Annotated in this window: 21 protein-coding genes and 3 tRNA genes; 14 read left to right on the top strand and 10 right to left on the bottom strand. The window is 73.1% G+C overall.

What is annotated here, in order from left to right; translation table 11 throughout:
* Positions 1 to 5 precede the first annotated feature (5 nt).
* The gene (locus OIE75_RS18190; protein ID WP_329471484.1) at positions 6 to 764 is read left to right on the top strand and encodes a hypothetical protein; all 759 of its coding nucleotides are present in this window, start codon (positions 6 to 8) and stop codon (positions 762 to 764) included.
* 243 nt (positions 765 to 1,007) lie between these two features.
* Here OIE75_RS18190 and OIE75_RS18185 read toward each other — a convergent pair whose 3' ends face one another.
* From OIE75_RS18185 to OIE75_RS18175, 3 genes are all read right to left on the bottom strand, one after another.
* Positions 1,008 to 1,973, bottom strand: a complete 966-nt coding sequence (locus OIE75_RS18185) for a DUF5926 family protein (protein ID WP_307013668.1) — start codon at positions 1,971 to 1,973, stop codon at positions 1,008 to 1,010.
* Between the two features lie 341 nt (positions 1,974 to 2,314).
* Positions 2,315 to 2,953: an ATP-binding protein gene (locus tag OIE75_RS18180; RefSeq protein WP_329471483.1), complete on the bottom strand. Its 639-nt coding sequence runs from the start codon at positions 2,951 to 2,953 to the stop codon at positions 2,315 to 2,317.
* A 138-nt stretch (positions 2,954 to 3,091) separates the two neighbouring features.
* On the bottom strand, positions 3,092 to 3,919 hold the full coding sequence (locus OIE75_RS18175) for a glycerophosphodiester phosphodiesterase (protein ID WP_307013666.1): 828 nt from the start codon (positions 3,917 to 3,919) through the stop codon (positions 3,092 to 3,094).
* 262 nt (positions 3,920 to 4,181) lie between these two features.
* Between OIE75_RS18175 and OIE75_RS18170 the strand changes: the two genes are divergently transcribed.
* Both OIE75_RS18170 and OIE75_RS18165 read left to right on the top strand, forming a co-directional pair.
* Positions 4,182 to 5,690 carry a S1C family serine protease gene (locus OIE75_RS18170; RefSeq protein ID WP_329471482.1) on the top strand — a complete coding sequence of 503 codons (1,509 nt, stop codon included), beginning with the start codon at positions 4,182 to 4,184 and terminating at the stop codon, positions 5,688 to 5,690.
* Between the two features lie 59 nt (positions 5,691 to 5,749).
* Positions 5,750 to 5,836: transfer RNA gene (locus OIE75_RS18165), tRNA-Ser, on the top strand.
* Between the two features lie 228 nt (positions 5,837 to 6,064).
* Here OIE75_RS18165 and OIE75_RS18160 read toward each other — a convergent pair.
* From OIE75_RS18160 to OIE75_RS18150, 3 genes are all read right to left on the bottom strand, one after another.
* Positions 6,065 to 6,190: a hypothetical protein gene (locus tag OIE75_RS18160; protein WP_329471481.1), complete on the bottom strand. Its 126-nt coding sequence runs from the start codon at positions 6,188 to 6,190 to the stop codon at positions 6,065 to 6,067.
* A 111-nt stretch (positions 6,191 to 6,301) separates the two neighbouring features.
* Positions 6,302 to 6,766, bottom strand: a complete 465-nt coding sequence (locus tag OIE75_RS18155; RefSeq protein ID WP_307013663.1) for a hypothetical protein — start codon at positions 6,764 to 6,766, stop codon at positions 6,302 to 6,304.
* A gap of 30 nt (positions 6,767 to 6,796) precedes the next feature.
* Positions 6,797 to 7,669 (bottom strand): bifunctional DNA primase/polymerase, encoded by an 873-nt coding sequence (locus OIE75_RS18150; RefSeq protein WP_329471480.1) that lies wholly within the window; start codon positions 7,667 to 7,669, stop codon positions 6,797 to 6,799.
* A gap of 367 nt (positions 7,670 to 8,036) precedes the next feature.
* On the opposite strand from OIE75_RS18150, the gene OIE75_RS18145 reads away from it, so the two are divergent.
* The 3 genes from OIE75_RS18145 to OIE75_RS18135 all read left to right on the top strand — a co-directional run bounded on the left by OIE75_RS18145 (position 8,037) and on the right by OIE75_RS18135 (position 11,086).
* On the top strand, positions 8,037 to 8,363 hold the full coding sequence (locus OIE75_RS18145) for a hypothetical protein (protein WP_125495747.1): 327 nt from the start codon (positions 8,037 to 8,039) through the stop codon (positions 8,361 to 8,363).
* Positions 8,364 to 8,690: 327 nt separating this feature from the next.
* Positions 8,691 to 9,263: a SigE family RNA polymerase sigma factor gene (locus tag OIE75_RS18140; RefSeq protein ID WP_163015842.1), complete on the top strand. Its 573-nt coding sequence runs from the start codon at positions 8,691 to 8,693 to the stop codon at positions 9,261 to 9,263.
* Positions 9,264 to 9,409: 146 nt separating this feature from the next.
* The gene (locus OIE75_RS18135; RefSeq protein ID WP_329471479.1) at positions 9,410 to 11,086 is read left to right on the top strand and encodes a long-chain fatty acid--CoA ligase; all 1,677 of its coding nucleotides are present in this window, start codon (positions 9,410 to 9,412) and stop codon (positions 11,084 to 11,086) included.
* 140 nt (positions 11,087 to 11,226) lie between these two features.
* Here OIE75_RS18135 and OIE75_RS18130 read toward each other — a convergent pair whose 3' ends face one another.
* Complete coding sequence (locus tag OIE75_RS18130) at positions 11,227 to 12,492, bottom strand: MFS transporter (RefSeq protein ID WP_329471478.1); 1,266 nt, start codon at positions 12,490 to 12,492, stop codon at positions 11,227 to 11,229.
* A gap of 137 nt (positions 12,493 to 12,629) precedes the next feature.
* Between OIE75_RS18130 and OIE75_RS18125 the strand changes: the two genes are divergently transcribed.
* Entirely contained in the window at positions 12,630 to 13,208 is a 579-nt protein-coding gene (locus tag OIE75_RS18125) for a TetR family transcriptional regulator (protein ID WP_307013659.1), read from the top strand.
* A gap of 18 nt (positions 13,209 to 13,226) precedes the next feature.
* Here OIE75_RS18125 and OIE75_RS18120 read toward each other — a convergent pair whose 3' ends face one another.
* Entirely contained in the window at positions 13,227 to 17,510 is a 4,284-nt protein-coding gene (locus OIE75_RS18120) for a PAS domain-containing protein (protein WP_329471477.1), read from the bottom strand.
* Positions 17,511 to 17,710: 200 nt separating this feature from the next.
* On the bottom strand, positions 17,711 to 18,190 hold the full coding sequence (locus tag OIE75_RS18115; RefSeq protein ID WP_329471476.1) for an SSI family serine proteinase inhibitor: 480 nt from the start codon (positions 18,188 to 18,190) through the stop codon (positions 17,711 to 17,713).
* A 180-nt stretch (positions 18,191 to 18,370) separates the two neighbouring features.
* Here OIE75_RS18115 and OIE75_RS18110 point away from each other — a divergent pair.
* The 3 genes from OIE75_RS18110 to OIE75_RS18100 all read left to right on the top strand — a co-directional run bounded on the left by OIE75_RS18110 (position 18,371) and on the right by OIE75_RS18100 (position 20,375).
* Positions 18,371 to 18,461 (top strand) — tRNA-Ser (locus tag OIE75_RS18110).
* Positions 18,462 to 18,664: 203 nt separating this feature from the next.
* Positions 18,665 to 18,737: transfer RNA gene (locus tag OIE75_RS18105), tRNA-Arg, on the top strand.
* A 150-nt stretch (positions 18,738 to 18,887) separates the two neighbouring features.
* Complete coding sequence (locus tag OIE75_RS18100; protein WP_329471475.1) at positions 18,888 to 20,375, top strand: peptidoglycan D,D-transpeptidase FtsI family protein; 1,488 nt, start codon at positions 18,888 to 18,890, stop codon at positions 20,373 to 20,375.
* A 34-nt stretch (positions 20,376 to 20,409) separates the two neighbouring features.
* Here OIE75_RS18100 and OIE75_RS18095 read toward each other — a convergent pair whose 3' ends face one another.
* Positions 20,410 to 20,769, bottom strand: coding sequence for a winged helix-turn-helix transcriptional regulator (locus tag OIE75_RS18095; RefSeq protein WP_307013651.1), 360 nt, complete (start codon positions 20,767 to 20,769; stop codon positions 20,410 to 20,412).
* Positions 20,770 to 20,815: 46 nt separating this feature from the next.
* Here OIE75_RS18095 and OIE75_RS18090 point away from each other — a divergent pair, with 46 nt between their 5' ends.
* From OIE75_RS18090 to OIE75_RS18075, 4 genes are all read left to right on the top strand, one after another.
* A complete protein-coding gene (locus OIE75_RS18090) occupies positions 20,816 to 21,697 on the top strand; it encodes a DUF2797 domain-containing protein (protein ID WP_307013648.1) in 882 nt (293 codons plus the stop codon).
* 41 nt (positions 21,698 to 21,738) lie between these two features.
* The gene (locus OIE75_RS18085; RefSeq protein WP_307013647.1) at positions 21,739 to 22,629 is read left to right on the top strand and encodes an amidohydrolase family protein; all 891 of its coding nucleotides are present in this window, start codon (positions 21,739 to 21,741) and stop codon (positions 22,627 to 22,629) included.
* Positions 22,630 to 22,703: 74 nt separating this feature from the next.
* On the top strand, positions 22,704 to 23,444 hold the full coding sequence (locus OIE75_RS18080) for a response regulator transcription factor (protein WP_329471474.1): 741 nt from the start codon (positions 22,704 to 22,706) through the stop codon (positions 23,442 to 23,444).
* Positions 23,441 to 24,988 (top strand): sensor histidine kinase, encoded by a 1,548-nt coding sequence (locus OIE75_RS18075; protein ID WP_329471473.1) that lies wholly within the window; start codon positions 23,441 to 23,443, stop codon positions 24,986 to 24,988. Before OIE75_RS18080 ends, OIE75_RS18075 begins: the two co-directional genes overlap by 4 nt.
* Positions 24,989 to 25,000: the final 12 nt, after the last annotated feature.

Here is a 25,000-nt window from a genome sequence, read left to right as displayed (position 1 = left end):
GGACCATGCCGCTTCATGCAGGGGAGCACCGTGCCGCCGCGCCGCGCCGCGACGGCCTGCACCGCGCCGGGCCGCGCCGCGGGGGGCCGGACCGCCGGCGCGTCCGTCTGTACGGCCTCGCCGGCGTCGTGGTCTGCGCGGTGGTGCTGCCGTTCGCCGTGGCGTCCGCGGGGCCGCCGCCCGAGCCCGGGCCGGACACCCCCGCGACCGTCCGGCTCCTCTCGCAGGGCGGTGACTCCAAGACGTCCGACGGCGCCGCCGGCGCCGCCGCGCCGAGTGGGGCCGCCTCTCCCCGTTCGCCGCTGCCGCCCGGTCCGGCCACGGCCGTGCGCTGCGGGCCCGAACTCACCTCGCCCGAAGGCGTCGAGGCGCAGACCTGCGTCCTGGCCCAGGGGCCGGAGACCTGGGCGCGGACCTACTACCGCAACGCCACCGGTGACCGGCTCGAAGCCGTGCTGAGCCTCATGGGGCCCGACGGGCGCAGCCTGCGGATGCGGTGCGCCGTGAACGCCGAGGACGCGCCGGGCACCTGCGAGACACCCCGGGAACGCACTCGGGGCGGATTGGCCGGATACACCGCGGTCGCGGAGTTCGCGAGCCGGGCCGGGTACGGGCCACTGCTGCTGCGCACCGGCAGCAACAGGGACACTGGACGCGACGCGGAGAGCCAGGATGACGCGGGCGCCGGGAGTAAGGGAAGCAACGCCTTCGTCGGCAACCCCGACCGCGGGAGAAGCAACTCACCTGCGGGAACGGGGAGTTGAGCGCCGGTCGCGGTGCGTGCGCGACCCGGGACATGGAAAGACCCGGTTGCTGGCGACGGGGGATGCACCAGCAACCGGGCTACTCGAACGGTAACAAGAGATCGGCTGTTAGCAAATTCGATCTCCTGTTTTCCGGTCACCGACTGGCTTGTCCGCGCCGTGAGTTGTGACCGGAGTCACCCACTCCACGGCGGGCGCTCCGGCTGACCGGTCGGTCAGCCGGGCCGGCCCGTGCGCTGCGCGTCAGCTGAGGGTCACCTGCCGGTTGGTCAAGCCGCCGCGCGCCCGGCGCTCGTCGTGGGTGAGCGGAGCGTCCGCGGCCAGGGCCTCGGCGAGCCGCTCACCGAACTCGGCGGCGGGCTTCTCGATGTCCTGCGCGGTGACCTCGCTCGGCAGGTCCCACACCGGCACGGTGAGCCCGTGGGCGCGGAAGGAGCCGACGAGGCGGGTGCCCTCGCCGAGCGACGACCGGCCGGCCGCGTGCAGCCGCGCGAGAGCGTCCAGAAGCCGCTCCTCCTCGTGCGGCATGACCCAGCGCAGGTGGTTCTTGTCCGGCGTCTCGCACCAGTACGCGGCGTCCACGCTCTGCAGCCGGACGGTGGGGATGGCCGCGGCATTGGCCCGCTCCAGGGAGGCGGTCACCTCCGGCGTGGCGTTCTCCGGGTCCGGCACCCAGAACTCGAAGCCCGTGTGCACCTCCGGCTCGAACGCACCCTCGGGTGCGAGCAGGTCCTGCAGCCGGGGACCCTCGGCCGGCGCGCGGCGGCCCTGCACCGGGGTGCCCGGCGCGGCCTCCAGCGCCTGCTGGAGGGTGTCGGCGAGGTCGCGGCTGATGTCGCCGGAAGCCGTGTCGTTCTGCAGGCCGAGCAGGACCGAGCCGTCGTCGCGGCGCAGGGCCGGCCAGGCCATCGGGAGCACCGTGGCCAGGGTGACGGAGGGGACGCCCTCGGGCAGGCCGTCCCGCAGGGTCAGCTCCACCGTGGCCGCCGGGACCAGCTCCCGCAGGGCCACCCAGTCGCACTCGCCGGGCAGCCCCTCGAAGGGGCGGTGCACCAGCGCGGTCGTGGCCTGCGCGGCCGCTCGGCCGTGGCACGCCTTGTAGCGGCGGCCGCTGCCGCAGGGGCAGGGTTCGCGGGCACCGACGACCGGGATCTCTCCGGCGGTGGCCTGTGGGCGCTTGGCCTTCGTCTGGGGTCGCTTCTTGGCCATCGTGGGTGTCTCCCGGTGGGCGGCTCATCTCGTACGGCGCGAGCCTAGCCGTTCGTGCGGGGACCGACGGGAACCTGTGGACAACGGGGCGTCTGTGGACAGGGGGTGGGAGGGGGTGGGGTGGGCCTGGATGGGTCCGGATGGCCCTGGGTGGGAATCGCGACGGGCGGCTGCGCGAAGCCCGGGGCCCCTGCGAGGCCCGACGACGGGAGTCGGCCCGGCCCGCGTCCCGGTCGCCGCCTCTGCGCCCACCATCTCCGAGCCCCCGGGCTTCCGCGCCACCGTGCCTCGCAGGGGCGAGAGGCACCGTGCCGAAGTCGGCGGGGTCAGCGCCGGCGGGGTCAGCCCGCCTCTTCGACGGCGTCCGCGAAGTCCAGGCCGGGGATCTCCGACACCGCCGGTGCCGCGATCCGGGTGGCGAAGTCGTCGCGCCGATGTCCGGCGTCCGGGTCGTGCACGTCGTCGTGGACGACGACCCAGACCGTGACCTCGCCGCGCGCGTCGTCCCGTACGCCCCAGTCGTCGGCGAGCGCGGTGATGATGTTCAGCCCGCGGCCGCCGTGCGCGGTGACCGAGGGGGTCGCCGGCGTCGGACGGGTCGGACCGCCGCCGTCCGTGACCTCCACGACCAGCCGGCCGCGCGGATCCACCTGCCAAGCGGCGCGCACGTCGCCGTCGCCGGCGAGGGCGTCGCCCAGCGGACGGCCGTGCTTGCACGCATTGCTCAAGAGTTCGGAAAGGACCAGTACGGCGTCGTCGATGACCGGTTCCGCCACACCGTCGCTGCGCAGTTGCTCGCGCATCCGGTGCCTTGCTCTCCCCACGCCCGCAGGGCCATGGGGAACGGCCATGCTCGACGACGTGGGCACTTCCTGTGCCACCACCAACGCCACCCCCGAGACCTCCTTCGCCCCACGCCACGGTGTGGATGCCCCTCTGGCCTGAACCGGAAACCGGCCCGTCCCCGCCCAGTGACGCATTCGACACGGTCGAACACGCACCGAACGCGCCGGAGCACTCCCTGTAATCACATGGCTGGATTTCGTCGGTGTGGCCGAGACCGGAGAATGCGGCAGACGGGCCGCCCGGTCAAGGCCTGTGGACGAATCGGTGCCCGATCAGCGCCCGAGGTGGTCCAGTACCGCGCGCGGCCGGTTGGTGATGATGGCGTCGACGCCCAGGTCAGCGCAGAGATCCACGTCGTCGGTGTCGTTCACGGTCCAGACGTGCACCTGGTGGCCGGCTCGCTTCAGGCGCTCGATGTAGGCGGGGTGGTTGCGCACGATCCGGATCGAGGGGCCCGCGATCCGGACACCCGCGGGCAGCCGCCCGTCGCGCAGCCTGGGTGAGACGAACTGCATCAGATAGACCGTCGGCAGCGTCGGCGAGGCGGCCCGCACCCGGTGCAGCGAACGGGCCGAGAAGCTCATCACGCGCACCGGGGAATCCGCGGCCGAGGCCGGGGAGTCGAGTCCGAACCGCTTCAGGAGCAGCAGCAGCCGCTCCTCCACCTGACCCGCCCACCGCGTGGGGTGCTTGGTCTCGATCGCCAGCTCAACCCGCCGTCCGGCGTCGGCCACCAGTTGGAGCAGCCGCTCCAGAGTCAGGACGGAGGTGTCCTCCCGGTCCTCGGGCCGGTGCTCCCAGTCCGGCTGCTCGTCGCGCGTGCGCCAGAACTCGCGGGTCCGGCGGGCCCCGAAGTCCAGCTCGGCCAGATCGGCGAGCTCCAGCGCGGACACCGCGCCCCGGCCGTTCGACGTACGGTTGACGCGCCAGTCGTGAACACAGACGAGATGACCGTCCGCCGTCAGGCGCACATCGCACTCGAGGGCGTCCGCCCCGTGCTCGATCGCCTTCCGGTAGGCGGCCAGGGTGTGCTCGGGGGCCTCCTCGGAGGCTCCACGGTGGGCGACGACCTGAATCCGGTGCTGGCGTGCGTGGGTCACCGCGTCATGGTGCCACCGCGGGCGGGTAGACGTGCCATCGGGTCGAATCGACAACGCGTCCGTTTAGTCTTGAATGCCCCATGTAAGGGACGGTCCAGGACGCACAGCAACCGCTTATGGTGCTCTGACGGCCCGTGGGAAAAGCTGATGGCATACAAAAAGGCCAGCACATCCGCATCGCGCCGACCGTGGACCACCGCGTGAGCGTGGCTGAGCGCGACCAGGGTGACCGACACACTGCCGTGGAACTAGGAGAGAAGCTGTGAGCACCGAGAACGAGGGCACCGCGGTACCCCCGGCCCCGTCCGCACCCCCCGTGCCGGTGGACGCTCCCGCTGCCTCCGCCCAGCCCCCTGCCCCGCAGCAGGCCTCGGCTCCCCCTCCCCAGGACCCGGCCGCCACTCCCCAGGCACCGCCCGCCGCCCCGCCCGCCCAGGCACCGGCCGCGGCAGCGCCCCAGGGCCACACGCCGCCCGACGCCTCCTGGCCCCCGCCCCCGCCGCCCGGCACCCCCTCGTACGGAGGCGGCGGCGACGGTGGCCACGCCGGGCACGGCGGTCACGGCGGGCATGGCTTCGGCCAAGGCTCGGGCGACGGTACGGGAGGCGGCGGCTGGGGAGCCTCGTACCAGCAGCCCCCCGCGCCCAAGCCGGGCCGCGGCCGAGGCGGCGTGCTCGCCGGAATCCTGGTCGCGGCGCTGGTCGCGGGCGGTCTGGGCGGCGGCCTCGGCTACACCCTGGCCAAGAACAACGACGACAGCGGCTCCACGACCGTCTCCGCGTCCGACACCGGCGGCTCCGTCAAGCGCGAGGCGGGCACGGTGGCCGGTGTGTCCAACAAGGCGCTCCCCAGCACGGTCACCATCCAGGCCGAGGGAAGCAACGGTGAGGGCGGCACCGGCACCGGCTTCGTCTTCGACAAGCAGGGTCACATCGTCACCAACAACCACGTGGTGGCGGAGGCGGTCGACGGGGGCAAGCTCAGCGCGACCTTCCCCGACGGCAAGAAGTACGACGCGAAGGTCGTCGGCAACGCGCAGGGTTACGACGTCGCGGTCATCAAGCTGGAGAACGCCCCGTCCGACCTGAACCCGCTCCCCCTCGGCGACTCCGACAAGGTGGCCGTCGGCGACTCGACGATCGCCATCGGCGCCCCCTTCGGCCTGTCCAACACGGTGACCACGGGCATCATCAGCGCCAAGAACCGCCCCGTGGCCTCCAGCGACGGCGGCGCGGACAGCAAGGCGTCCTACATGAGCGCCCTCCAGACCGACGCGTCGATCAACCCGGGCAACTCCGGCGGCCCGCTGCTGGACGCCCAGGGCAACGTCATCGGGATCAACTCCGCGATCCAGTCCACGAGCAACGGCGGCTTCGGCACCGGCCAGGCCGGCTCCATCGGCCTGGGCTTCGCGATCCCGGTCAACCAGGCGAAGTTCGTCGCCCAGCAGCTGATCAAGACCGGCAAGCCGGTCTACGCGAAGATCGGCGCCTCGGTCTCCCTGGAGGAGACGACGAACGGCGCGAAGCTCACCGAGCAGGGCGTGGGCGGCTCCGACCCCGTCGAGGCGGGCGGCCCCGCGGCCGACGCGGGCCTCAAGCCCGGTGACGTCATCACCAAGCTCGACGACCGGGTGATCGACAGCGGCCCGACCCTGATCGGCGAGATCTGGACCCACAAGCCCGGCGACGAGGTCACGGTCACGTACGAGCGCGGCGGTAAGCAGCAGACCACCGAACTCACCCTCGGCTCCAAGCTGGGCGACGACTGACCCACACCCCCGGACCGACCCGCTACCCTGGTCCCGCGCCACGATCACGACCGGCGCGGGGTGGGTTGCCCGAGCGGCCTAAGGGAACGGTCTTGAAAACCGTCGTGGCAGCGATGTCACCGTGGGTTCAAATCCCACACCCACCGCAGTGATACGGCCCCTGACCAGGCACGGCGGTCAGGGGCCGTTGGCGTGTGCGCTGCCCGGCCGAGCGCCGCCGGTGCCCGCGAGATCCCGGCCGATCGGGCGCAGCCGGGGCATGTCGTGACGGCTGCCGTCCGTGAAGCGAGCCATGTACGGATGGGTGTCTATTCGACTCCTCCGAATCCTTGCCCACGCGTGATTTGGCCCCTGCGACGCTTCCGCGGCTGCGGTCAGAGCTGATTGTCGGGCGGAAAGCCGTGGCGCGCCTGGAACGACTGCACCATCTCCGTGAGTGCGGCGTCCGTCTGCTCGTACCAGCAGCGGACCCACTCGGCCCGAAGCCGTTCATCAGCCACGATCGACCTCTTCGCACGCTCGGGCTCGCGGCCCGCACTCCGCGAGTCCGGAAGAACGTACAGCGGCGTTCACGCGGATCCGGCGGCCACTGAGGGGTCTTGGCGTGTTCCTCACGGTCGCACCTCGTGGTCCCGGGCCAGGCTGAGCCAGTCCAGGTCCCGTAACGCCTGGGTCGTGTCGTGGGGGTTCGGGATGTGCGGGGTGGGCTGGAACCAGAGGACGGTGAGGGTGGAGTGGTAGAGGAGGGGGTCGTTGGTGGGGTTCAGGGGTGGGGAGGAGAGGCGGGCCACGCAGGCGATTCGGGGGAGGAGCTCGACGGGGCCGTGGGGGCCCGCGTAGTGGTCGGGGTACTCGCGGGGTGGGGGGATCAGGTGTACCGGTGTGGTGGGGGACATGCGCTCGGCGGTGTGGAGGAGGGTCCTGATGCGCAGGTCGTTGACGGGGCGGCACGGGTAGGCGTCCAGCAGGGTGCCGTAGGTCGGGGTGAGGTGCAGTTCGGCCAGGTCGACGGTGCGGCCGGAGGACAGGGCGACCCGGGTCAGTGACGTGGTCGGCACTTTGGGGCGGTTGTGCATGGGGGTCTTTCGGTTCTTGTGCCGAGTGGGTCAGGGGCGGTGGCCGGTCATGCGGGCCGCCGAGGCGATGGTCGTGCGGGCCTCGCGTTCCGTCAGGCCGGTGGCCTGTGCGGCTTCCAGGAGGGGGCGGAGGAGGGCCGGGCCGATGCCGTTCTCGTAGGCGCGGCAGGCCGCCCAGAAGAGGCGGGTGTTGCGCTGGCCCTCGTGCGCGGCGAGGACGAAGTGGATGAGGCCCCGGCCGTCGGGGGTGGCGGGTGTGCCGGGAGTGGGGTGGGGGCGGGGTGGGGGGAGTAGGAGGCGGAGCAGGGTGGGTGGGCAGGGGGCGGGGGGCAGGTGGGACGTGCCGGGGGCGGTGGTGTAGACGCCGTGGCGGGTGCGGGAGCCGGGGCCGACCAGGTAGCCGCCCGCGCCTCGGATGTCGATGCCCGGAGCGAGGCGGCCGGCGGAGTTGGGGACCACGGCGTCGGGCGGGCCGGTGAGCCAGAGGTGGCGGCCGCCGCTGGGGGTCAGGACGACGACCGTGGGCGGGATCGTGAACAGGTGGCGCAGGGCCAGTTCGCGCAGGGCGGCCGAGGAGTCCGTCTCCGACTTCGTGTCCAGGTCGACGCCGACGAGGTGGTGCGGGGGCAGGCCGCAGGCGATGCCGTAGCCCGTGGCCCAGGGGGCGGCGGCGAAGAGCTCGCGGATGCGGGCCGGGTCGGTGGAGGCGTCGTGGACACCGTGACCGAAGCGGCCGCACTCGCCGTGGCAGGAGAGCGGTTCCGCCGGTGGGCCGGCGCGGTGCGGGGAGCGCAGGGCCGGGAGCTTCGTCCGGGACAGGGGGATGACCGCCAGTCCGCGTTCCGCGGCGGACAGGGCGTGTGCGAGGGCCAGCGTCGTGGCCTGCCGGTCGGTGGTGGCCATGGATCCATGTTCGTACGTATGTTCGAGAAAGGGAAGGGTGAGGGAGGGTGACGCGCCGGGGAAGGGGGTGGAGTTCGCGGATGTGGCGGAACGCTTCAGCTGTTGTCGGGCTTGGGGTGGGAGTGTCCGTGCCGCCCCGGGGTGAGCGGTGAAGACGGTCAAAGGGGTTTATCGACTTGTCCTCACGCTTGAGGGCGAATCGGGGCTTCCGGGGTGGTTCGTCGGGGATTCGGTGGGCAACTCTGATCACGCGACGTCGTGCACAACGTCGGGGTGGTCGGCCAACTGCCTTGGCAACAGCCGCAGTTCAGAGTGCTTCACGCAGCTTCACGCAGGCTCACGCAGCTTCAGTCCTGGAGGAACAAACATGGCAAGCATCCGTACCGCCCGTGTCGTCGCCGCCGTCGCCGCCCTTCCGCTCGCAGCCGCGCTCCTCGGTGGTGTGGCGGCGGCGGACAACGGTGCCTTCGCGGACGACGGATCGAGCGCGACCGCCGCCAGCGCCAACGCCGGCATCCTCGGCAGCGGTGTCGGCGGCAACAACAACGGCAACTCGTCCACCACGCAGCAGCAGGCCGTCGGCTCGGGGGCCTCGAACCAGAGCAACACCGCGCAGGTCGACGGCTCCGCGTTCACGGCGATCCAGCAGGGCAACGAGAACGTGGCCGTCACCTTCTCCCCGCTGTGGTGGTGAGCTGAGGTGCCGGCGCGGGAGCGCTGCCGCGCCGGCCCTCGATCGCTCGCGGGTGTGCTTCAAGGGGTCGCAGTGCGTCTGGGCGGTGGTGCTTCGGTGCCGCCGCCCAGGCGTTTCCCGTCGTCACCGGCCCGGGGTGGGGCCGGGCGGCCGCAGGGGCCCGGGGCCGCCCGCGGGGAAGCCCCCAAGGGGGAACCCGCAGTGTCCCTCCTCCTCTCGTCCACCTACAGGAGGTGCACCCGGCACCACCCCTACAACCTGAGGCGGACTCTGCTTCGGGACCTGCGGCCGATCCGCCGGACACCCCCTCGCTCATAGCGTGGAGCCATGACCACACCCGTCTGCACCAGCGCTTCCGAAGCCGCCACAGCCACGGCGCCAGCAAGGGCGCAGACCTTCCCGTACCCGTCGTTCTCGTCGTACGTGAAGGCACGCCAGCCGGTGCTGCTGCGTACCGCCCGGTCGCTCACCGCGAACCCGAGCGACGCGGAGGACCTGCTGCAGACCGCGCTCACCAAGACGTACGTCGCCTGGGAACGCATCGAGGACCACCGCGCCCTGGACGGCTACGTGCGCCGGGCCCTGCTGAACACCCGGACGTCGCAGTGGCGCAAGCGCAAGGTCGACGAATTCGCCTGCGACGAGCTGCCCGAGCCGGAGCCCGTGCCGGCCGGTGACGATCCGGCGGAGCGGCAGGCGCTGCACGACGCGATGTGGCGGGCGATCATGAAGCTGCCCGCCCGGCAGCGTGCGATGGTCGTCCTCAGGTACTACGAGGACCTCAGCGAGGCCCAGACGGCCGAAGTGCTCGGCGTTTCCGTGGGCACCGTGAAGTCGGCCGTCTCCCGAGCGCTCGGCAAACTCCGCGAGGACCCCGAGCTGGGGATTGTCAGGAAATGAGAGCCAACGGGGCCTTTGGGGGCGACCCCTCCGGGTGTCCCTCCGGACGTTCCTTGGGGAACCCGTACTGATCGATCACCCCGGAGTAGTGACATACCGCGCGGTATGTGCGCAGAATCAGCGCAACCCTTACCGCCGCGTAGGCAATGTCGCCCCGGGAGGACACCGTGCTGAGCACGATGCAGGACGTACCGCTGCTGATCTCGAGGATCCTGACCCACGGGTCGACGATCCACGGCAGCTCGCAGGTGACCACCTGGACCGGTGAGGACGAGCCGCACCGCCGCTCCTTCGCCGAGATCGGCGCCCGCGCCGCCCAGCTCGCGCACGCCCTGCGCGAGGACCTCGCGGTCGGCGACGACGAGCGTGTGGCGACTCTGGCCTGGAACAACGCCGAGCATGTCGAGGCATACTTCGCGATCCCCTCCATGGGCGCGGTCCTCCACACCCTCAATCTCCGCCTCCCGCCCGAGCAGCTGGCCTGGATCGTGAACCACGCCGCCGACCGCGTCGTGATCGCCAACGGTTCGCTGCTGCCGCTGCTCGCGCCGCTGCTGCCGCACCTGAAGACGGTCGAACACGTCGTCGTCACCGGCCCCGGCGACCGCTCCCTGCTGGAGGGGGCGTCGGCCCAGGTGCACGAGTACGAGGACCTGATCGCGGGGAAGCCGGTCACGTACGACTGGCCCGAGCTGGACGAGCGGGCCGCCGCCGCCATGTGCTACACCTCCGGCACCACCGGCGACCCCAAGGGCGTGGTCTACAGCCACCGCTCCATCTACCTGCACTCCATGCAGGTCAACATGGCCCAGTCGATGGGCCTGACCGACCAGGACACCTCGCTGGTCGTGGTCCCGCAGTTCCACGTCAACGCCTGGGGACTGCCGCACGCCACCTTCATGACCGGCGTGAACATGCTGATGCCGGACCGCTTCCTGCAGCCCGCCCCGCTCGCCGCGATGATCGAGGGCGAGCGGCCGACGCACGCCGCCGCCGTCCCCACCATCTGGCAGGGGCTGCTCGCGGAGCTGACCGCCAAGCCCCGCGACGTCTCCTCCCTCACGCAGGTCACCATCGGCGGCTCCGCCTGTCCCCCGTCCCTGATGGAGGCGTTCGACTCGCTCGGCATGCGGGTCTGCCACGCCTGGGGCATGACGGAGACCTCGCCGCTCGGCACCATCGCCCGGCCGCCGGCCCAGGCGATCGGCACGCCGGAGGAGTTCGCGTACCGCCTCACCCAGGGCCGTTTCCCGGCCGGCGTCGAGGCGCGGCTCACCGGTCCCGGCGGTGAGCGGCTGCCCTGGGACGGCGAGTCCGCCGGTGAGCTGGAGGTGCGCGGCAACTGGATCGCCGGGGCCTACTACAACGGGCCGGGTACCGAACCGCTGCGTCCCGACGACAAGTTCAGCGAGGACGGCTGGCTGAAGACGGGTGACGTCGGCACCATCTCCCCCGACGGCTTCCTGACCCTGACCGACCGGGCCAAGGACGTCATCAAGTCCGGCGGCGAGTGGATCTCGTCGGTCGAGCTGGAGAACGCCCTGATGTCCCACCCGGCCGTCGCCGAGGCCGCCGTGGTCGCCGTCCCGGACGACAAGTGGGGCGAGCGTCCGCTGGCCACCGTCGTCCTCAAGGAGGGCGCGAGCGTCGGCTTCGAGGAGCTGCGCGCCTTCCTCGCCGAGGACGGCAAGATCGCCAAATGGCAGCTGCCGGAGCGGTGGACGGTCATCGAGACGGTGCCGAAGACGAGCGTGGGCAAGTTCGACAAGAAGGTGCTGCGCAGGCAGTACGCCGAGGGTGGGCTGGACGTCACGCGGCTCTGACCGTAAGGCCGATGCCGGGCGACCCCGAGGGCGACCCCGAGGGCGACACCGGGGCCACCCCGAGAGCGACCCCGAGGGCGACCCCGGCGCCCACCGCCCGGCATCGGGGTCGCCACCCGTGCGGCGCCCGGCCCCCGCACTCACCTCCCCCGCACGACCGTCCCCATCCACCCCACCACCAGCCCCGCCCCCGCCACCGCGCAGACGCCGCCCCAGCCCCACTGGCCGAAGGCCGGTCCCGCCAGGGCCGAGGACAGGGCGCCGCCCGCGAAGCCGGAGACGACGTACGCCGTGTTGGCGGTGGCCGGGGCGGACGTGGTGGTCAGGGCGATGGTCTGGTTGGCGACGTGGGAGGCGACCAGCGCGGCGTGCACCAGGACCGCCGCCGCGCACAGGGCCGCCATCACCTGCCCGCCCAGCCAGAACAGCGGCACGGACACGGCGGCGACCAGATACGCGGACCGCACGACCTTCGCGGCGCCGAACCGGTCGACCAGGCCGCCCGCGAGCGGCGCGACCACGCTCGCCGCCAGCCCGAACAGGCCGAACAGCCCGGCCGCGGCGGTCGTCATGCCGTAGCCGTCGCCCCCCGCCAGGAGCAGCGCCAGGGAGGTCCACAGGGCGCTCCACGCGCCGTACATCCCCGCCTGGCGCACGCACGCGCGCCACAGGTCGGGCGAGTGGCGCAGTACGCCGGGCAGCGCGGCCAGGCCCGCGAACAGCGAGCCCTGCCGGCGCCGCCGCTCGGCCGGAAGTATGTACGCGGTCGCCAGGCCCAGGACCGCGGTCAGGACGGCGGCTCCCACGAACACCGCACGCCAGCCGAAGGCCTGCCCCGCCAGCCCGCCGAGCACGCGGGCCGCCACCACGCCGGTGAACAGGCCCGCGATGACGGCCGCGACATGACGGGCCCGGCGGTCGGCGGGGGCGCGTTCGGCGACCAGCGGGACCAGGAGCTGCGGGACGACGGTCGCGGCCGAGGCGACCAGGACGGCGGCCGCCAGCGCGCCGGTCCCGGCCGAGGCGGCGGCGGCCAGCAGGGCGGCGGTCGCGACCAGCGCGAGGACGGCGACCAGGCGGCGCCGGTTCACGCTGTCCCCGAGCGGGGCGAAGAAGAGCAGGCCGGCCGCGTACCCGAGCTGGGCGACGGAGGCGAGCCACGCCACCCCCGAGGGCGTCGAGCCCATGTCGTGGGCGATGAGGGGGAGCAGGGGCGCCGCCAGGTAGATGTTGGCGGCCGTCACGGCGGTGCAGAGGGCGATCAGGGGGAGGAAGAGCCGGGACGCGGCACCGACGGGCCGGGGCGGCGGCTCGGTCTCGGCGGACGCGGAGGCGGACGCGGAGGCGGGCACGGAGGCGGCCGCGGCTTCCACCGGTGCTGCGGCTCGGGACGGCGATGACGGCATGAGCGGAGCGACTCCTTCGAGCGCACACTAATAACCAACTGGTTGGTTGGACTGACGCGGCCGAGTCTGCGCCCGTCCCAGGGCCCCTGTCAACCAAATAGTTGGTTACCTGCTTCCCTCCGCATACCCTGTCCCCCATGGGAGCAAGGGACCCCGAGGCCACCAAGGCCCGGATCTTCGCGGCGGCGGTGGCCGAGTTCGCCCGGCACGGCATCGCCGGCGCGCGCATCGACCGCATCGCGGCCGAGGCCAAGGCGAACAAGCAGCTGATCTACGCCTACTACGGCAACAAGAACGAGCTGTTCGCGTCCGTCCTCGAGAAGAAGATGCTCGACCTGGCGGTCTCGGTCCCCGTCGACCCCGACGACATCGAGGGCTGGATCGACCGCCTGCTCGACTACCACACCGCCCACCCCGAGCTGCTGCGTCTGCTCTTCTGGGAGGGCATGGAGTACGGCACGGCCGAGCTGCCCCACGAGGCCGAACGCCAGGCCCACTACGCCCGCAAGGTCGCCGCCGTACGGGACGGCCAGGAACGCGGCGTGGTCACCGACGCCATCCCGGCGCCCGATCTCCTCTTCCTGCTGGTCGCGATGGCCAACTGGGCGATCGTCGTGCCCCAGATGAAGCGCATCCTGGTCGGCGGCGCGGACACCGACGCCGACCGCCTGCGCGCGTCGATCAAGGAGGCGGCGCGCCGGATCGTCGACCGGTAGCGCCCGGGCACCGCGGCGTCAGTTGGTCCCGATCCGCGAGAGCAGCTCGACGATCCGGCCCTGCACCTCGCCGCTGGTGGACCGCTCCGCCAGGAACAGCACCGTCTCGCCCGACGCCAGTCGCGGCAGGTCGGCCTGGTCGACGGCGGCGGTGTAGACGACCAGCGGGGTGCGGTTGAGCTGCCCGTTCGCGCGCAGCCAGCCGACGATCCCGGCGGAGCCCTCCTGACGCCGCTGCACCTGCATCAGGTCCATCACGACCAGGTTGGGCCGGAACTGCCCCGCCAGCGCCACCGCGTCGGCGTCGCTCGCCGCGCGCGCCACCTGCATCCCGCGCCGCTCCAGCGTCGAGGTCAGCGCCAGCGCGATCTCCGCGTGCTCCTCGATCAGCAGCACGCGCGGCGGGTGCTGCTCGGTGTCCCGGGGTGCGAGCGCCTTCAGCAGTACGGCCGGATCGGCGCCGTAGGCGGCGTCCCGCGAGGCCTGTCCGAGGCCGGCCGTGACCAGCACCGGCACCTCGGCGGCCACCGCCGCCTGCCGCAGCGACTGGAGCGCGGTGCGGGTGATCGGCCCGGTCAGCGGGTCCACGAACAGCGCGGCCGGGAACGCCGCGATCTGCGCGTCGACCTCCTCGCGCGAGTGCACGATCACCGGCCGGTAGCCGCGGTCGCTGAGCGCCTGCTGCGTGGAGACGTCCGGTGCCGGCCACACCAGCAGACGGCGCGGGTTGTCCAGCGGCTCCGGCGGCAGTTCGTCGTCCATCGGCTGGGGACGCGGCGAGTCCGCCACCTCCACGGCTCCGCCGGGCCCGTCCAGCGGCTCGGGTCCCTCGGCGGCGTCCTTGTCCGGCGCTCCTATGGCGTACGACCGTCCGGCACCCTCGGTGACCGGCGCGAGCCGCTGCTGTCCGCCGCCCAGCGAGGTCTGTTCCTGCCCTGGCGCCGGGGGCTGCGGCTGGGGCTGCTGCTTCGGCTGCGTGGTGGCGGTCGGCTGCTCGGTCGCCGGGTGCGGGCGCGCCGCCTGGTCCGTGCGCGGGTCGGGCGGCGTACCCAGCTTGCGGCGCCGACCCGGCTGCTGCGGCGCGGGGGCGGCCGCCGGCTGCTGCACCTGGACCGCCTGCCGGTTGAACGGCACACCCTGGCCCAGCGTCCGGACGCTGATCGACCGTCCCTGGGTCGAGTTCGGGTCCACGGGCGCCGACGTCTCGGCGGGCAGGGGCTGCGCCGCGCGGGGTGCGGGCGCGTTCTCGGGCGGCAGCGGCGTGCCCTGGCTCGGCGTGGAGCCGGGGACGCCCTGCGGGGGCGTCGGAGTGGTGCCGTCGGCCGGCACCGGGGCGCCCTCGGGCTGGGGCGCGGCGGTCGCGGGCCAGGGCTGCGGGGCGTCGGGTGCGGACGGGGCGTCGGGTACGCCCCGACCCGCGGGGTGCTGCGGCGGCACCGGGGCGTCCGGCACGGGCGGAGGGGCCTGCTCCGGGCCACCCTGCGCCGGCACCGGTGCCGCTTCGTCGGCGGGACGGGCGGCCCCGGCCCGACGGCGCCGCCCGGTGGGTGCGTCGGCCGGGTGCGGCTGGGGCGGCGTGTGGTCCTCGGCCTGGTCGGGCGGTGCGGCGTCGTGGCGGCCCTCGTCGAGCGGGGCGTCACCGGGGGCGGCCGGACCGGGCACCTGAGTCTGTGTCTGTGCCTGCGCGGTGGCCTGTGCCTGTGCCTGCGCCTGGGGAGCCTGGGCGTGCTCCGTGACCCGGCCCTGGGCCGGGACCTGCCCGACGTGACCGGCCGCCGGAGCGCCCTGCGCCGGGCCCTGCACCGGCCCCTGCCCCGTCGCCGCGTCGCCGTCGGCCGGCCGGTCCGCGTCGGCGGGCGGCAGGGCGAACACCTGACGCGGCGCCGCCTCCTGGGCGGCGGCCCGCTCGTTCGCGGAGGCCAGGGCACGCCGTCGGCGGCCGGTCGGCCGGTCGGCGTCCGCCGGGTCCGACTCGCCGGCCTGCGCGGGCAGCGCCGGGGGCAGCGCCTGCCGCTCACCGCCGTCCTGCCGGGTACGTCCTCCCGCGGGCGCGGGCACGCCCTGCGGCGGTACGGTCCCGCCCAGACCGGTGTTGGAGGCCGCGGCCCCGCCCCGGTCACCGGCCATGACGACGGCGCCCTCGGACACCCCCGCCTGCGTTCCCGGCGGCAACTCGGCGACGTCGGTGCCCACGGCCTCGGCGGGCCGCCCGCGCCGACGCCCGGTACCGCCGGACCCGGACCCGTCTCCCGCCGCCGCCTGTGCGGGCACCGGAAGGGGGGCCGAGGACGGGGCGCCCGGCGCCTGGGCGACGTTCCCCTGTGCGACCTGCTCCCGCTCGGCCTGTTCCGGCCCGGTCTGCTCCTGCGTCTGAGCCGCGCGCCGCCTGCGCCGCCCGGTCGGTGCGGTGCCCTCGCCCTCGGGCCCGCCCGGCTCCTCGCCGCCCGCGACCTCGCTCTCCAGGAACGCGTCCACGGAGGACGCCGCCCGCCGAGCGCGCCGCCGCCCGCCCCCGGCAGCCGGCTCGCGAACGGCGAGCGCGTTGTCCGCACCCGCGCCACCCTCGCCCCCGCCGCCCTGCGCCGGAATCCGTGCCGCCGCCGGATCCGCGGCCGGCGCCTGGGGCGCCACGGCCCCGGCCCCGCCTCCGATCGGCACCTCCAGCACGTACGCGCTGCCGCTCATGCCCGGCATCTCGTGCGTCTGGAGCACGCCGCCGTGCGCCCGCACGATCCCGCGCACGATCGGCTCGTGCACCGGGTCTCCCCCGGCGTACGGCCCGCGCACCTCGATGCGGACGACCGCGCCGCGCTGCGCCGCCGCGACCACGACGGTGTTGTCCAGGTAGCCGCCCGTCGCCGACACGGGCGAGTTGCCGGTGGCGTCGACACCCGCGACGTCCGCGACGAGGTGGGCCAGCGCGGTGGCCAGCAGCCGGACGTCGACCTCGGCCTCGATGGGCGGCGCGTGCACGGCGAACTGCACCCGCCCGGGACCGATCAGCTCCACGGCCCCGTCGACACCGGCGGCGACGACGGCGTCGAGCATCACCTTCGTACGGGCGACCTGCTCGCTGCCGACGTCGAGGCGCTGGTAGCCGAGGACGTTGTCGATGAGCGTGGTGATGCGGGAGTAACCGGCCGACAGGTGGTGCAGCACCTGGTTGGCCTCGGGCCACAGCTGCCCGGCGTCGTCCGAGGCCAGCGCTGCCAGTTCCCGGCGCAGTTCGTCCAGCGGCCCGCGCAGGGAGCCGCCGAGGAGGGTGAGCAACTGCTCGTGCCGGGCGGCGATCGCCTCGTACCGGTCCTTCTCCCGCTCGCCGAGCGCGGCGTAGCGGTCGGCGTCCGCGGCGATCTCCTCCGCGTGCTTCTCGCGCAGCTCCTCCAGCTCGGCCTCGTGCTGCCGGCGCAGCGCGGTCAGCTCGGCGGCGTGCTCCTCGGCGAGCCGCTCCAGTTCCTCGGCGTGCCGCTGCTCCGCCTCCTCGTGCTCCTTGGCCAGCGTCTCGTGGGGGCGGCGGTCGGTGAAGGTCATCACGGCGCCGACGAGCTGGTCGCCGTCCCGTACGGGCGCCGTCGTCAGGTCGACGGACACCTGGTCGCCGTTCTTGGCGAACAGCACCTGCCCGCGCACCCGGTGCTTGCGCCCGGAGCGCAGGGTGTCGGCGAGCGGGGACTCGTCGTACGGGAAGGGCGAGCCGTCGGCCCGCGAGTGCAGGACGAGGGTGTGCAGCTCACGGCCGCCGAGTTCGCCGGCCCGGTAGCCCAGTATCTGGGCGGCGGCCGGGTTGACGAGGACGATCCGCCCGTCGGTGTCGGTGCCCACGACGCCCTCGGAGGCGGCCCGCAGGATCATCTCGGTCTGGCGCTGCGAACGGGCCAGCTCGGCCTCGGTGTCGACGGTGCCGGAGAGGTCGCGGACGACGAGCATCAGCAGTTCGTCGCCGGTGTAGCCGTAGGTGTCGTAGGCCTGCTGGCCGGTCTCCAGGTTGGCGCTGGTGACCTCGACGGGGAACTCGGCGCCGTCGGTGCGCCGGGCGATCATCCGGGTCGGCTTGGTCCGCGCCCGCGGGTCGACGTGGTCGGGCCGCCGCATGGAGCCGGGGATCAGCCGCGAGTCGAACTGCGGGAGCAGGTCCAGCAGTCCGCGGCCCACCAGCGCGGTGCCCGGAGTCTCGAATGCCTCCAGCGCGATGGTGTTCGCGTTGACCACGGTGCCGTTGGCGTTGACCAGTACCAACGCGTCGGGCAGCGCGTCCAGTATGGCTGCGAGGCGAGCAGTGCCTCGGGATGGCCTGCTGCTCACGAGACGCTTCCCTCCTGTTACCGCACTTGCCGACCGCCTGGGCCATCTTGCCAACCGGCCCCCAGGGTGTCACGCGAGGGAGTCTAAGGGTTGGGCCCCGGCGGGCGGCGTGGGATGCGACGGAGGTCGCACGAGGAAGTGACGTAGAACGTGTGAGCGGTGACCGTCGGGCGGGCGCCCGCGACGGCGCTCCGCGCCCCTTACGACCGTCCCGCCGCCCCCGCCTCGGGCAGCAGCGGCACCATGCGGTTCCAGCGGGAGATCTCGCAGCCGTCGCGCCGGTCGTACGTCACGTCGACGGGGCGTCCGGCCCAGATGCCGGTGACGTGCGCGGTGGCCGGGCCGCCGTACTGCATGGTGCAGAGGCTGCCCTGCGGGACCGGGGCGAAGGTGTCCTGGCCCCAGCGGGTGTCGCGCTCGGCCACGGCACAGGCGCCCGCCGGGTCGGGGTGGCTGCCGCCGGCCGGGTGGCAGTACAGCTCGAACGTCCCGTCGGCGGCCGGACCGGCGTTCCGCACGGTGACGGTCAGGTGGTCACCGTGCGGGACAGCGGCGCCGGCGCCGGCATCGGTGCCGACGGCCGCGGCCGGGTGGGCGGCGGAGAGGGAGGCGAGGGACGCGAAGGACAGGGCGGCGGCGCCGAGGAGGCGGGCGGCGGGGATGCGGGAGACCTGGAACATGCCCTGCCCAACGCGCGGGCGCGCCGGACGTTGCGCGGCGGCCCGCCGACCGTGTCGTAAGGGCTTTGCCCTGCGGCCCGCCCGCCTAGTACCGTGGGGGTCGATTGGTGACAGCGCGCTCAACTGTGTCATCATCGGCACGCGCCACTCGCGCTCGCCCGCGAGATGGTGATGTTGTCTGGAGGCGTCGCCTAGTCCGGTCTATGGCGCCGCACTGCTAATGCGGTTTGGGTCTTAAAGCCCATCGAGGGTTCAAATCCCTCCGCCTCCGCACCGATCACCGAAGCCCCGGCCCTCTAGGCCGGGGCTTCGCTGTCGTCCGGGGTCGCACACCCCGCCCTGAAGGCCGTTTTCGCAGCTCACAACGGGTGCGGCCAATGGATTTCACATGGCGGCGGCAGTCATGTAATGTTCTTCCTGTCGCCGCGAGCGGGCCGGAAGGGCCGGGAGCGGCGGTAAAACTGAAGAACACAAGCACTCGTAGCTTAACGGATAGAGCATCTGACTACGGATCAGAAGGTTGCAGGTTCGAATCCTGCCGAGTGCACATCTTTCGAAGGCCCGTCGAATCGCCGACGGGCCTTCGGTGTTTTCCGGTCGGCGTGATCGTCTTTCGCAAGTGTGTCTAGGGTGTGCGCATGTTGCGAGGACGCATCTTCTTCATATCCGACCGGCCGAGCCTCGACGGAGGCACCCGGTGAACAAGCCGCTGAGGGCCGTGGCGATCTTCTGCGGGCTGCTGGTGCTCGGTCTGCTGATCCGGGCGAACTGGCTGCAGTACGTCCGTGCCCCGGAGCTCGCCTCCGACGACAAGAACCGACGGGTCCAGATCGAGCAGTTCGCCACCCCACGCGGCGACATCGTCGTCGGCGGCCGGGCCATCACCGGCTCCGCCGAGGTGAACGGCACCGACCTCAAGTTCAAGCGCACCTACACCAACGGGCCGATGTACGCGCCGGTGACGGGATACGCGTCGCAGGCCCAGGGCATGACGCTGCTGGAGAAGACCTACGACGGCATCCTCACCGGCAAGGACGACCGGCTGGCCTTCCAGCGGTTCGCCGACGTCGTCAGTGGTGAGGGACGGCGGGCCGGCTCGGTGGTCACCACCATCGACCCGAAGGCACAGAAGGCCGCCTGGGACGGGCTGACCGACCTGAAGGGCGCCCGGGGCGCCGTGGTCGCGCTGGACCCGCAGACGGGGAAGGTGCTGGCGCTGGTCTCGGCGCCCTCCTACGATCCGTCGAAGTTCGCGGGCAGCACCTTCAAGGAGTCCGACCGCTTCGTGGCGCTGGACAAGCAGAAGAACAAGCCGCTGGCCAACCGCGCGCTGCGCGAGACCTACCCGCCGGGCTCGACCTTCAAGATCCTCACCGCGGCCGCCGCCCTGGAGCACGGGGTCGTCACGGACGTCGACGCCCGCACGGACGCCGCCTCCCCCTACCAGCTGCCGCAGGCCAGCAACAAGATCGGCAGCGAGGCCGGCGACGCGGTCTGCAACAAGGCCTCGATGAAGACCGCCATGCAGTACTCCTGCAACAACGTCTTCCTGGACGCCGCCTCCAAGCTGGGGCAGGACAAGATGCGCGAGACGGCGCAGAAGTTCGGGTTCAACGAGAACGTCTACTCCGAGGACTTCGGCGACCTGCTCGCCTCCAAGAGCCTCTACCCGGAGGACCTCGACGCGCCGGGCACCGCGCTCACCGGCATGGGGCAGGGCAGCCTGACCAGTACGCCGATGCAGATGGCCATGGTCACCGCCGGGCTGGCCAACGACGGCAAGGTGATGCAGCCGTACATCGTCGACGAGGTCAAGGGACCGGATCTCGGCACGCTGGAGAAGACCGAGCCCAAGGTGATGAGCGAGGCCGTCTCCGCCGAGACCGCGCAGAAGGTCCAGGAGATGATGGAGTTCACCGCCAAGGAGGGCAGCGCCCGCCGCGCCCAGATCGAGGGCATCACGGTCGGCGGCAAGACCGGTACCGCGCAGCGCGGTGTCAACGTGAACGACGAGGTGCCCTACGGCTGGTTCGTCTCCTACGGCAAGAAGGACGACGGGTCCTCCGTCGCCGTGGCCGTCTTCATCGACCCGACCGACATGGACATCTCCCGTGAGGACATCTCCGGTGGCGGTCTCGGCGCGCCGATCGCCAAGAGCGTCATGAAGGCGGTCCTCCAGCAGTGACGCCGGAGGCGGTGGTTGCGGCGGCGGTGTTGGTTCAGGCTCCCGCGGCGTCGTACGCCTCGCGGGCCCGCTCGACCGCCGCCATCCGCCGCTCCGTCCACAGCGCCAGGTCCCTGACCTGCTCGGCGGCCTCGCGGCCGAGGGCGGTCAGGGAGTAGTCGACGCGGGGCGGGATGACCGGCTTGGCGTCCCGGTGGACCAGGCCGTCGCGCTCCAGGGTGCGCAGGGTCTGCGCCAGCATCTTCTCGCTGACGCTGCCGATCTCGCGGCGCAGCTCGCTGAAGCGGTAGGGGCGCTCCAGCAGCGCGATCAGGGCCAGCGTGCCCCAGCGGCTGGTGACGTGCTCCATGACCAGGCGCTCGGGGCACAGCGGGTCGATGTCTGCCATGTCCATACGGTACTTCCGCCGTTGTCAGTGGTGGCCTCTAGTCTCGACGGTGATGGCACAGGCATGGAAGTGCGCGGGGCTGCGCTGGACGGGTGAGGGTCCGGTGCTGACGTGGGCCGGGGGTCGGAGCAGTGCCCTGACCCGGGGGAGACGGGTGGCCTTCGCGGTCACCGAGGGGGGTGTCCGGAACTGCGTGGGAGCACGGGGGAACGCGTGCCCGGTGCGCGCCCCTGTGCCGGGGCGGAGCACGGGGGCGCGGTGCGAGGAGTGCGCGCGGCTGGACCGGGCGCACTCCGTGGCCGCCGACACCATCGCGGACGACCCGCGGCCGTACCGCGTCTACCTGGCCTGGTTCGGGCCCGGCCTGGTCAAGGTGGGGATCACCGCGCAGGCGCGGGGCCCGGCCCGGCTGCTGGAGCAGGGGGCCGTCTGCTTCAGCTGGCTGGGCCGCGGGCCCCTGATGGCCGCGCGCCGGACCGAGGAGTTGCTACGGGCGGCGCTGGGCGTCCCGGACCGGATTCCGTACGCCCACAAGCGGGCGGTGCGCGCCGCGCTGCCCGGGACGGAGGCGGAGCGGTCGGCCGAGATCGCGGAGCTGCACGCGCGGGCGGTGGCGCTCGGCGGCTGGCCGGAGTCGCTGACGCCGGAGCCGTTCCGGGGTGTGGACCACGCGGGCGTCTTCGGGATCGAGGGTCCGGACCGGTGCCCGGCCGCCGTGGGAGAGGTGGCCGAGCTGGTGGCCGGCGGGGCGATCGGGGGCGCGCTGGTGGCGGCCGCCGGGCCGGATCTGCATCTGGCGACGGAGCGCGGGGTCGTCGTCCTCGACACCCGGCTGATGACGGGGTGGGAGCTGGTGTCCGCCGGCGGGGAGCCCTGTGCCGTGCCGGTGCGTGAGTACAGGGAGGCGGCCGGGGTCCAGGACGAGCTGTTCTGAGACCCCTTGTCCGGCGGCGGGCCGGGCGCGATCGTGGCCCCATGAGTGATCACGAGGCCGGGCAGGTCCGGCGGTTCTGGGAGGGGCTCGGGCTGCCCGGGCTGGTCGACGTGCACACCCACTTCATGCCCGAGCGGGTGCTGGCCAAGGTCTGGGCCTACTTCGACGGCCTCGGCCCGCTGACCGGCGGATTCGAATGGCCGATCACCTACCGGCAGGAGGAGGGCGAACGCGCGGCGCTGCTGCGGGAGTTCGGCGTGCGGGCCTTCACGGCCATGCTGTACCCGCACAAGGCCGGGATGGCCGAGTGGCTGAACGGCTGGGCGGTGGACTTCGCCCGCCGCACACCCGACTGCCTGCACACCTCCACCCTCTTCCCCGAGCCGGGCGTCGAGGCGTACGTCCGGCGGGCCGTCGAGTCGGGGGCGCGGGTCTTCAAGGCGCACGTGCAGGTGGGGGCGTACGACCCGGCCGACGAACTCCTCGACGCGGCCTGGGGCGTGCTCGCGGAGGCGGGGGTCCCGGTCGTCGTCCACTGCGGGTCGGGGCCCGCGCCCGGCAAGCACACCGGGCCCGAGCCGATCGCCCGGGTGCTGGCCCGGCACCCCCGGCTGCGGCTGATCGTCGCGCACCTCGGGATGCCCGAGTACGAGGACTTCCTCGACCTCGCCGAGCGGTACGGCGAGGTGCGGCTGGACACGACCATGGCCTTCACCGACTTCAGCGAACGCCTCGCGCCCTTTCCCCGCCGGGCGCTGCCCAGGCTGGCGGACCTCGGCGACCGGATCCTGCTCGGGTCGGACTTTCCCAACGTCCCGTACCCCTACCTGCACCAGCTGCACGCCCTGGAGCGGCTGGACCTGGGGGACGCGTGGCTGCGGGGGGTGTGCCACGACAACGGGGCCCGGTTGTTCGGACTGGGGGAGGGCTGAGACGCGGCGGTTTCTCAGACAAATCACAGGTTGGGGAAAGGACGTTCTCAGAGCGCCCCGCCATCGTCTCCGGTATGACCACGACCTCGCCCCAGGGGCGCACCGAACTGCTGAGGTCGGACGGGAGCCCCGTCCGGGTGCTTGTGGTGGACGACGAGCAGTCCATCACCGAGCTGCTCTCCATGGCCCTGCGCTACGAGGGCTGGCAGATCCGCAGCGCCGGTGACGGCCACGGCGCCGTCCAGTCCGCGCGGGACTTCCGGCCCGACGCCGTCGTGCTGGACATGATGCTGCCCGACATGGACGGCCTGAGCGTGCTGGGGCGGCTGCGCCGCGACCTGCCGGACGTGCCGGTGCTGTTCCTGACCGCCAAGGACGCGGTCGAGGACCGGATCGCCGGGCTGACCGCCGGCGGGGACGACTACGTCACCAAGCCGTTCAGTCTGGAGGAGGTCGTCGCCCGGCTGCGCGGCCTGATCCGGCGCTCGGGCGCCGCCGACCGGCGTTCCGAGTCCGTCCTCGTCGTCGGCGACCTCACGCTGGACGAGGACAGCCACGAGGTCACCCGGGGCGGCGACGGCATCCACCTCACCGCCACCGAGTTCGAGCTGCTGCGGTTCCTGATGCGCAACCCGCGGCGCGTGCTGAGCAAGGCGCAGATCCTGGACCGCGTGTGGTCGTACGACTTCGGCGGTCAGGCCAACGTCGTCGAGCTGTACATCTCGTACCTGCGGCGGAAGATCGACGCCGGACGCGAGCCGATGATCCACACCCGGCGCGGAGCCGGTTACCTGATCAAGCCCGCCGTCTCATGAGCCGACGGCGACGACCGCGGCCGCGCACCCTGCGGACCCGGCTCGTCGTCGCGTCGGTGGCGCTGATCGCCGTGGTCTGCGCGGTGATCGGGACCGTGACGACGGTGGCGCTGCGCTCCCACCTGTACGAGCAGCTGGACAAGCAGGTGGACGAGGTCGCGATGCGGGTGTCCGGGTTCGGGCCGCCCGGCGACCGCCAGCCGGGCGTCGGGGTCCCTCAGCGGATGGACCTCGACGAGTTCGTCACCCGCGGACCGCAGCCCCGCGGCACGATCGTCGCCGAGGTCCGGGACGGTGCCGTCGTCGACGCCAAGTACGGCGAGAAGGACGACGACAGCACCAACTTCAGCGGCACCAGCCCGGTCGCCCTCACCGAGGCGGAGCGCGCCGCGCTGGCGTCCGTTCCCCGGGACGGCGACCGGCACACCGTCGAGATCGGCGACCTCGGCGACTACCGCGTGGAGTACAAGGACGGCTACTACGCCGCCGTTCCGACCTCCGAGGTCACCAGCACCGTCAACACCCTGATCCTGGTGGAGGCCAGCGTCACCGCCGCCGGTCTCATCGCCGCCTCCCTCGCCGGGACCGTCATCGTCGGCGTCGCCACCCGCCCCCTGCGCCGGGTCGCCGCCACCGCCGGCCGGGTCTCCGAACTCCCCCTCCACGCGGGCGAGGTGAACCTCGACGAACGCGTCCCGGAGTCCGAGTGCGACCCGCACACCGAGGTCGGCCGGGTCGGGTCCGCCCTCAACCGGATGCTCGACCACGTGCACGGGGCGCTGCACGCACGGCAGGAGAGCGAGACCCGGGTACGGCAGTTCGTCGCGGACGCCAGCCACGAGCTGCGCACCCCGCTGTCCTCCATCCGCGGGTACGCCGAACTCACCCGCAGGGGAGGCGAACGGGTAGGCCCCGACACCCGGCACGCCCTCGGCCGTATCGAGTCCGAGGCCGGGCGGATGACCCTCCTGGTCGAGGATCTGCTGCTGCTCGCCCGCCTGGACGCCGGGCGGCCGTTGCGGTTCGAGCGGACCGACCTCGTACCGCTGGTCGTGGACTCCGTCAGCGACGCCCGCGCGGCCGGGCTCGACCACAACTGGCGGCTCGATCTGCCCGAGGAACCGGCACCGGTCTCGGCGGACGCCGCCCGCCTCCAGCAGGTGCTGGTCAACCTCCTGGGCAACGCCCGCAACCACACCCCGCCCGGCACCACCGTCACCGCGCGCGTGCGGGCGAGCGGCGGGTGGCTGTGCGTGGCCGTCGAGGACAACGGGCCCGGGATCCCCGCGGAGTTGCTGCCGCACGTCTTCGAACGGTTCGCGCGGGGCGACTCCGCGCGCTCCCGGGCCACCGGCTCGACGGGGCTCGGGCTCGCCATCGTGCACGCCGTGACGACCGCGCACGGCGGCGGTGTGACGGTCACGAGCGTGCCGGGGCGGACGGTCTTCACCGTGCGTCTGCCCGCGTCGCCGGACCAGGCCGGCGACCGGGCGCACTCACAGGCGCGGCACAGCCTCACCACACGGGTGCGACAGGGGAGTTGAGCAGAGTCGGTC

This window comes from Streptomyces sp. NBC_01723, assembly GCF_036246005.1.
GTDB lineage: Bacteria > Actinomycetota > Actinomycetes > Streptomycetales > Streptomycetaceae > Streptomyces.
The sequence above is the reverse complement of the archived record's forward strand: the minus strand, read 5'-3'. Positions and strand labels throughout refer to the sequence as shown.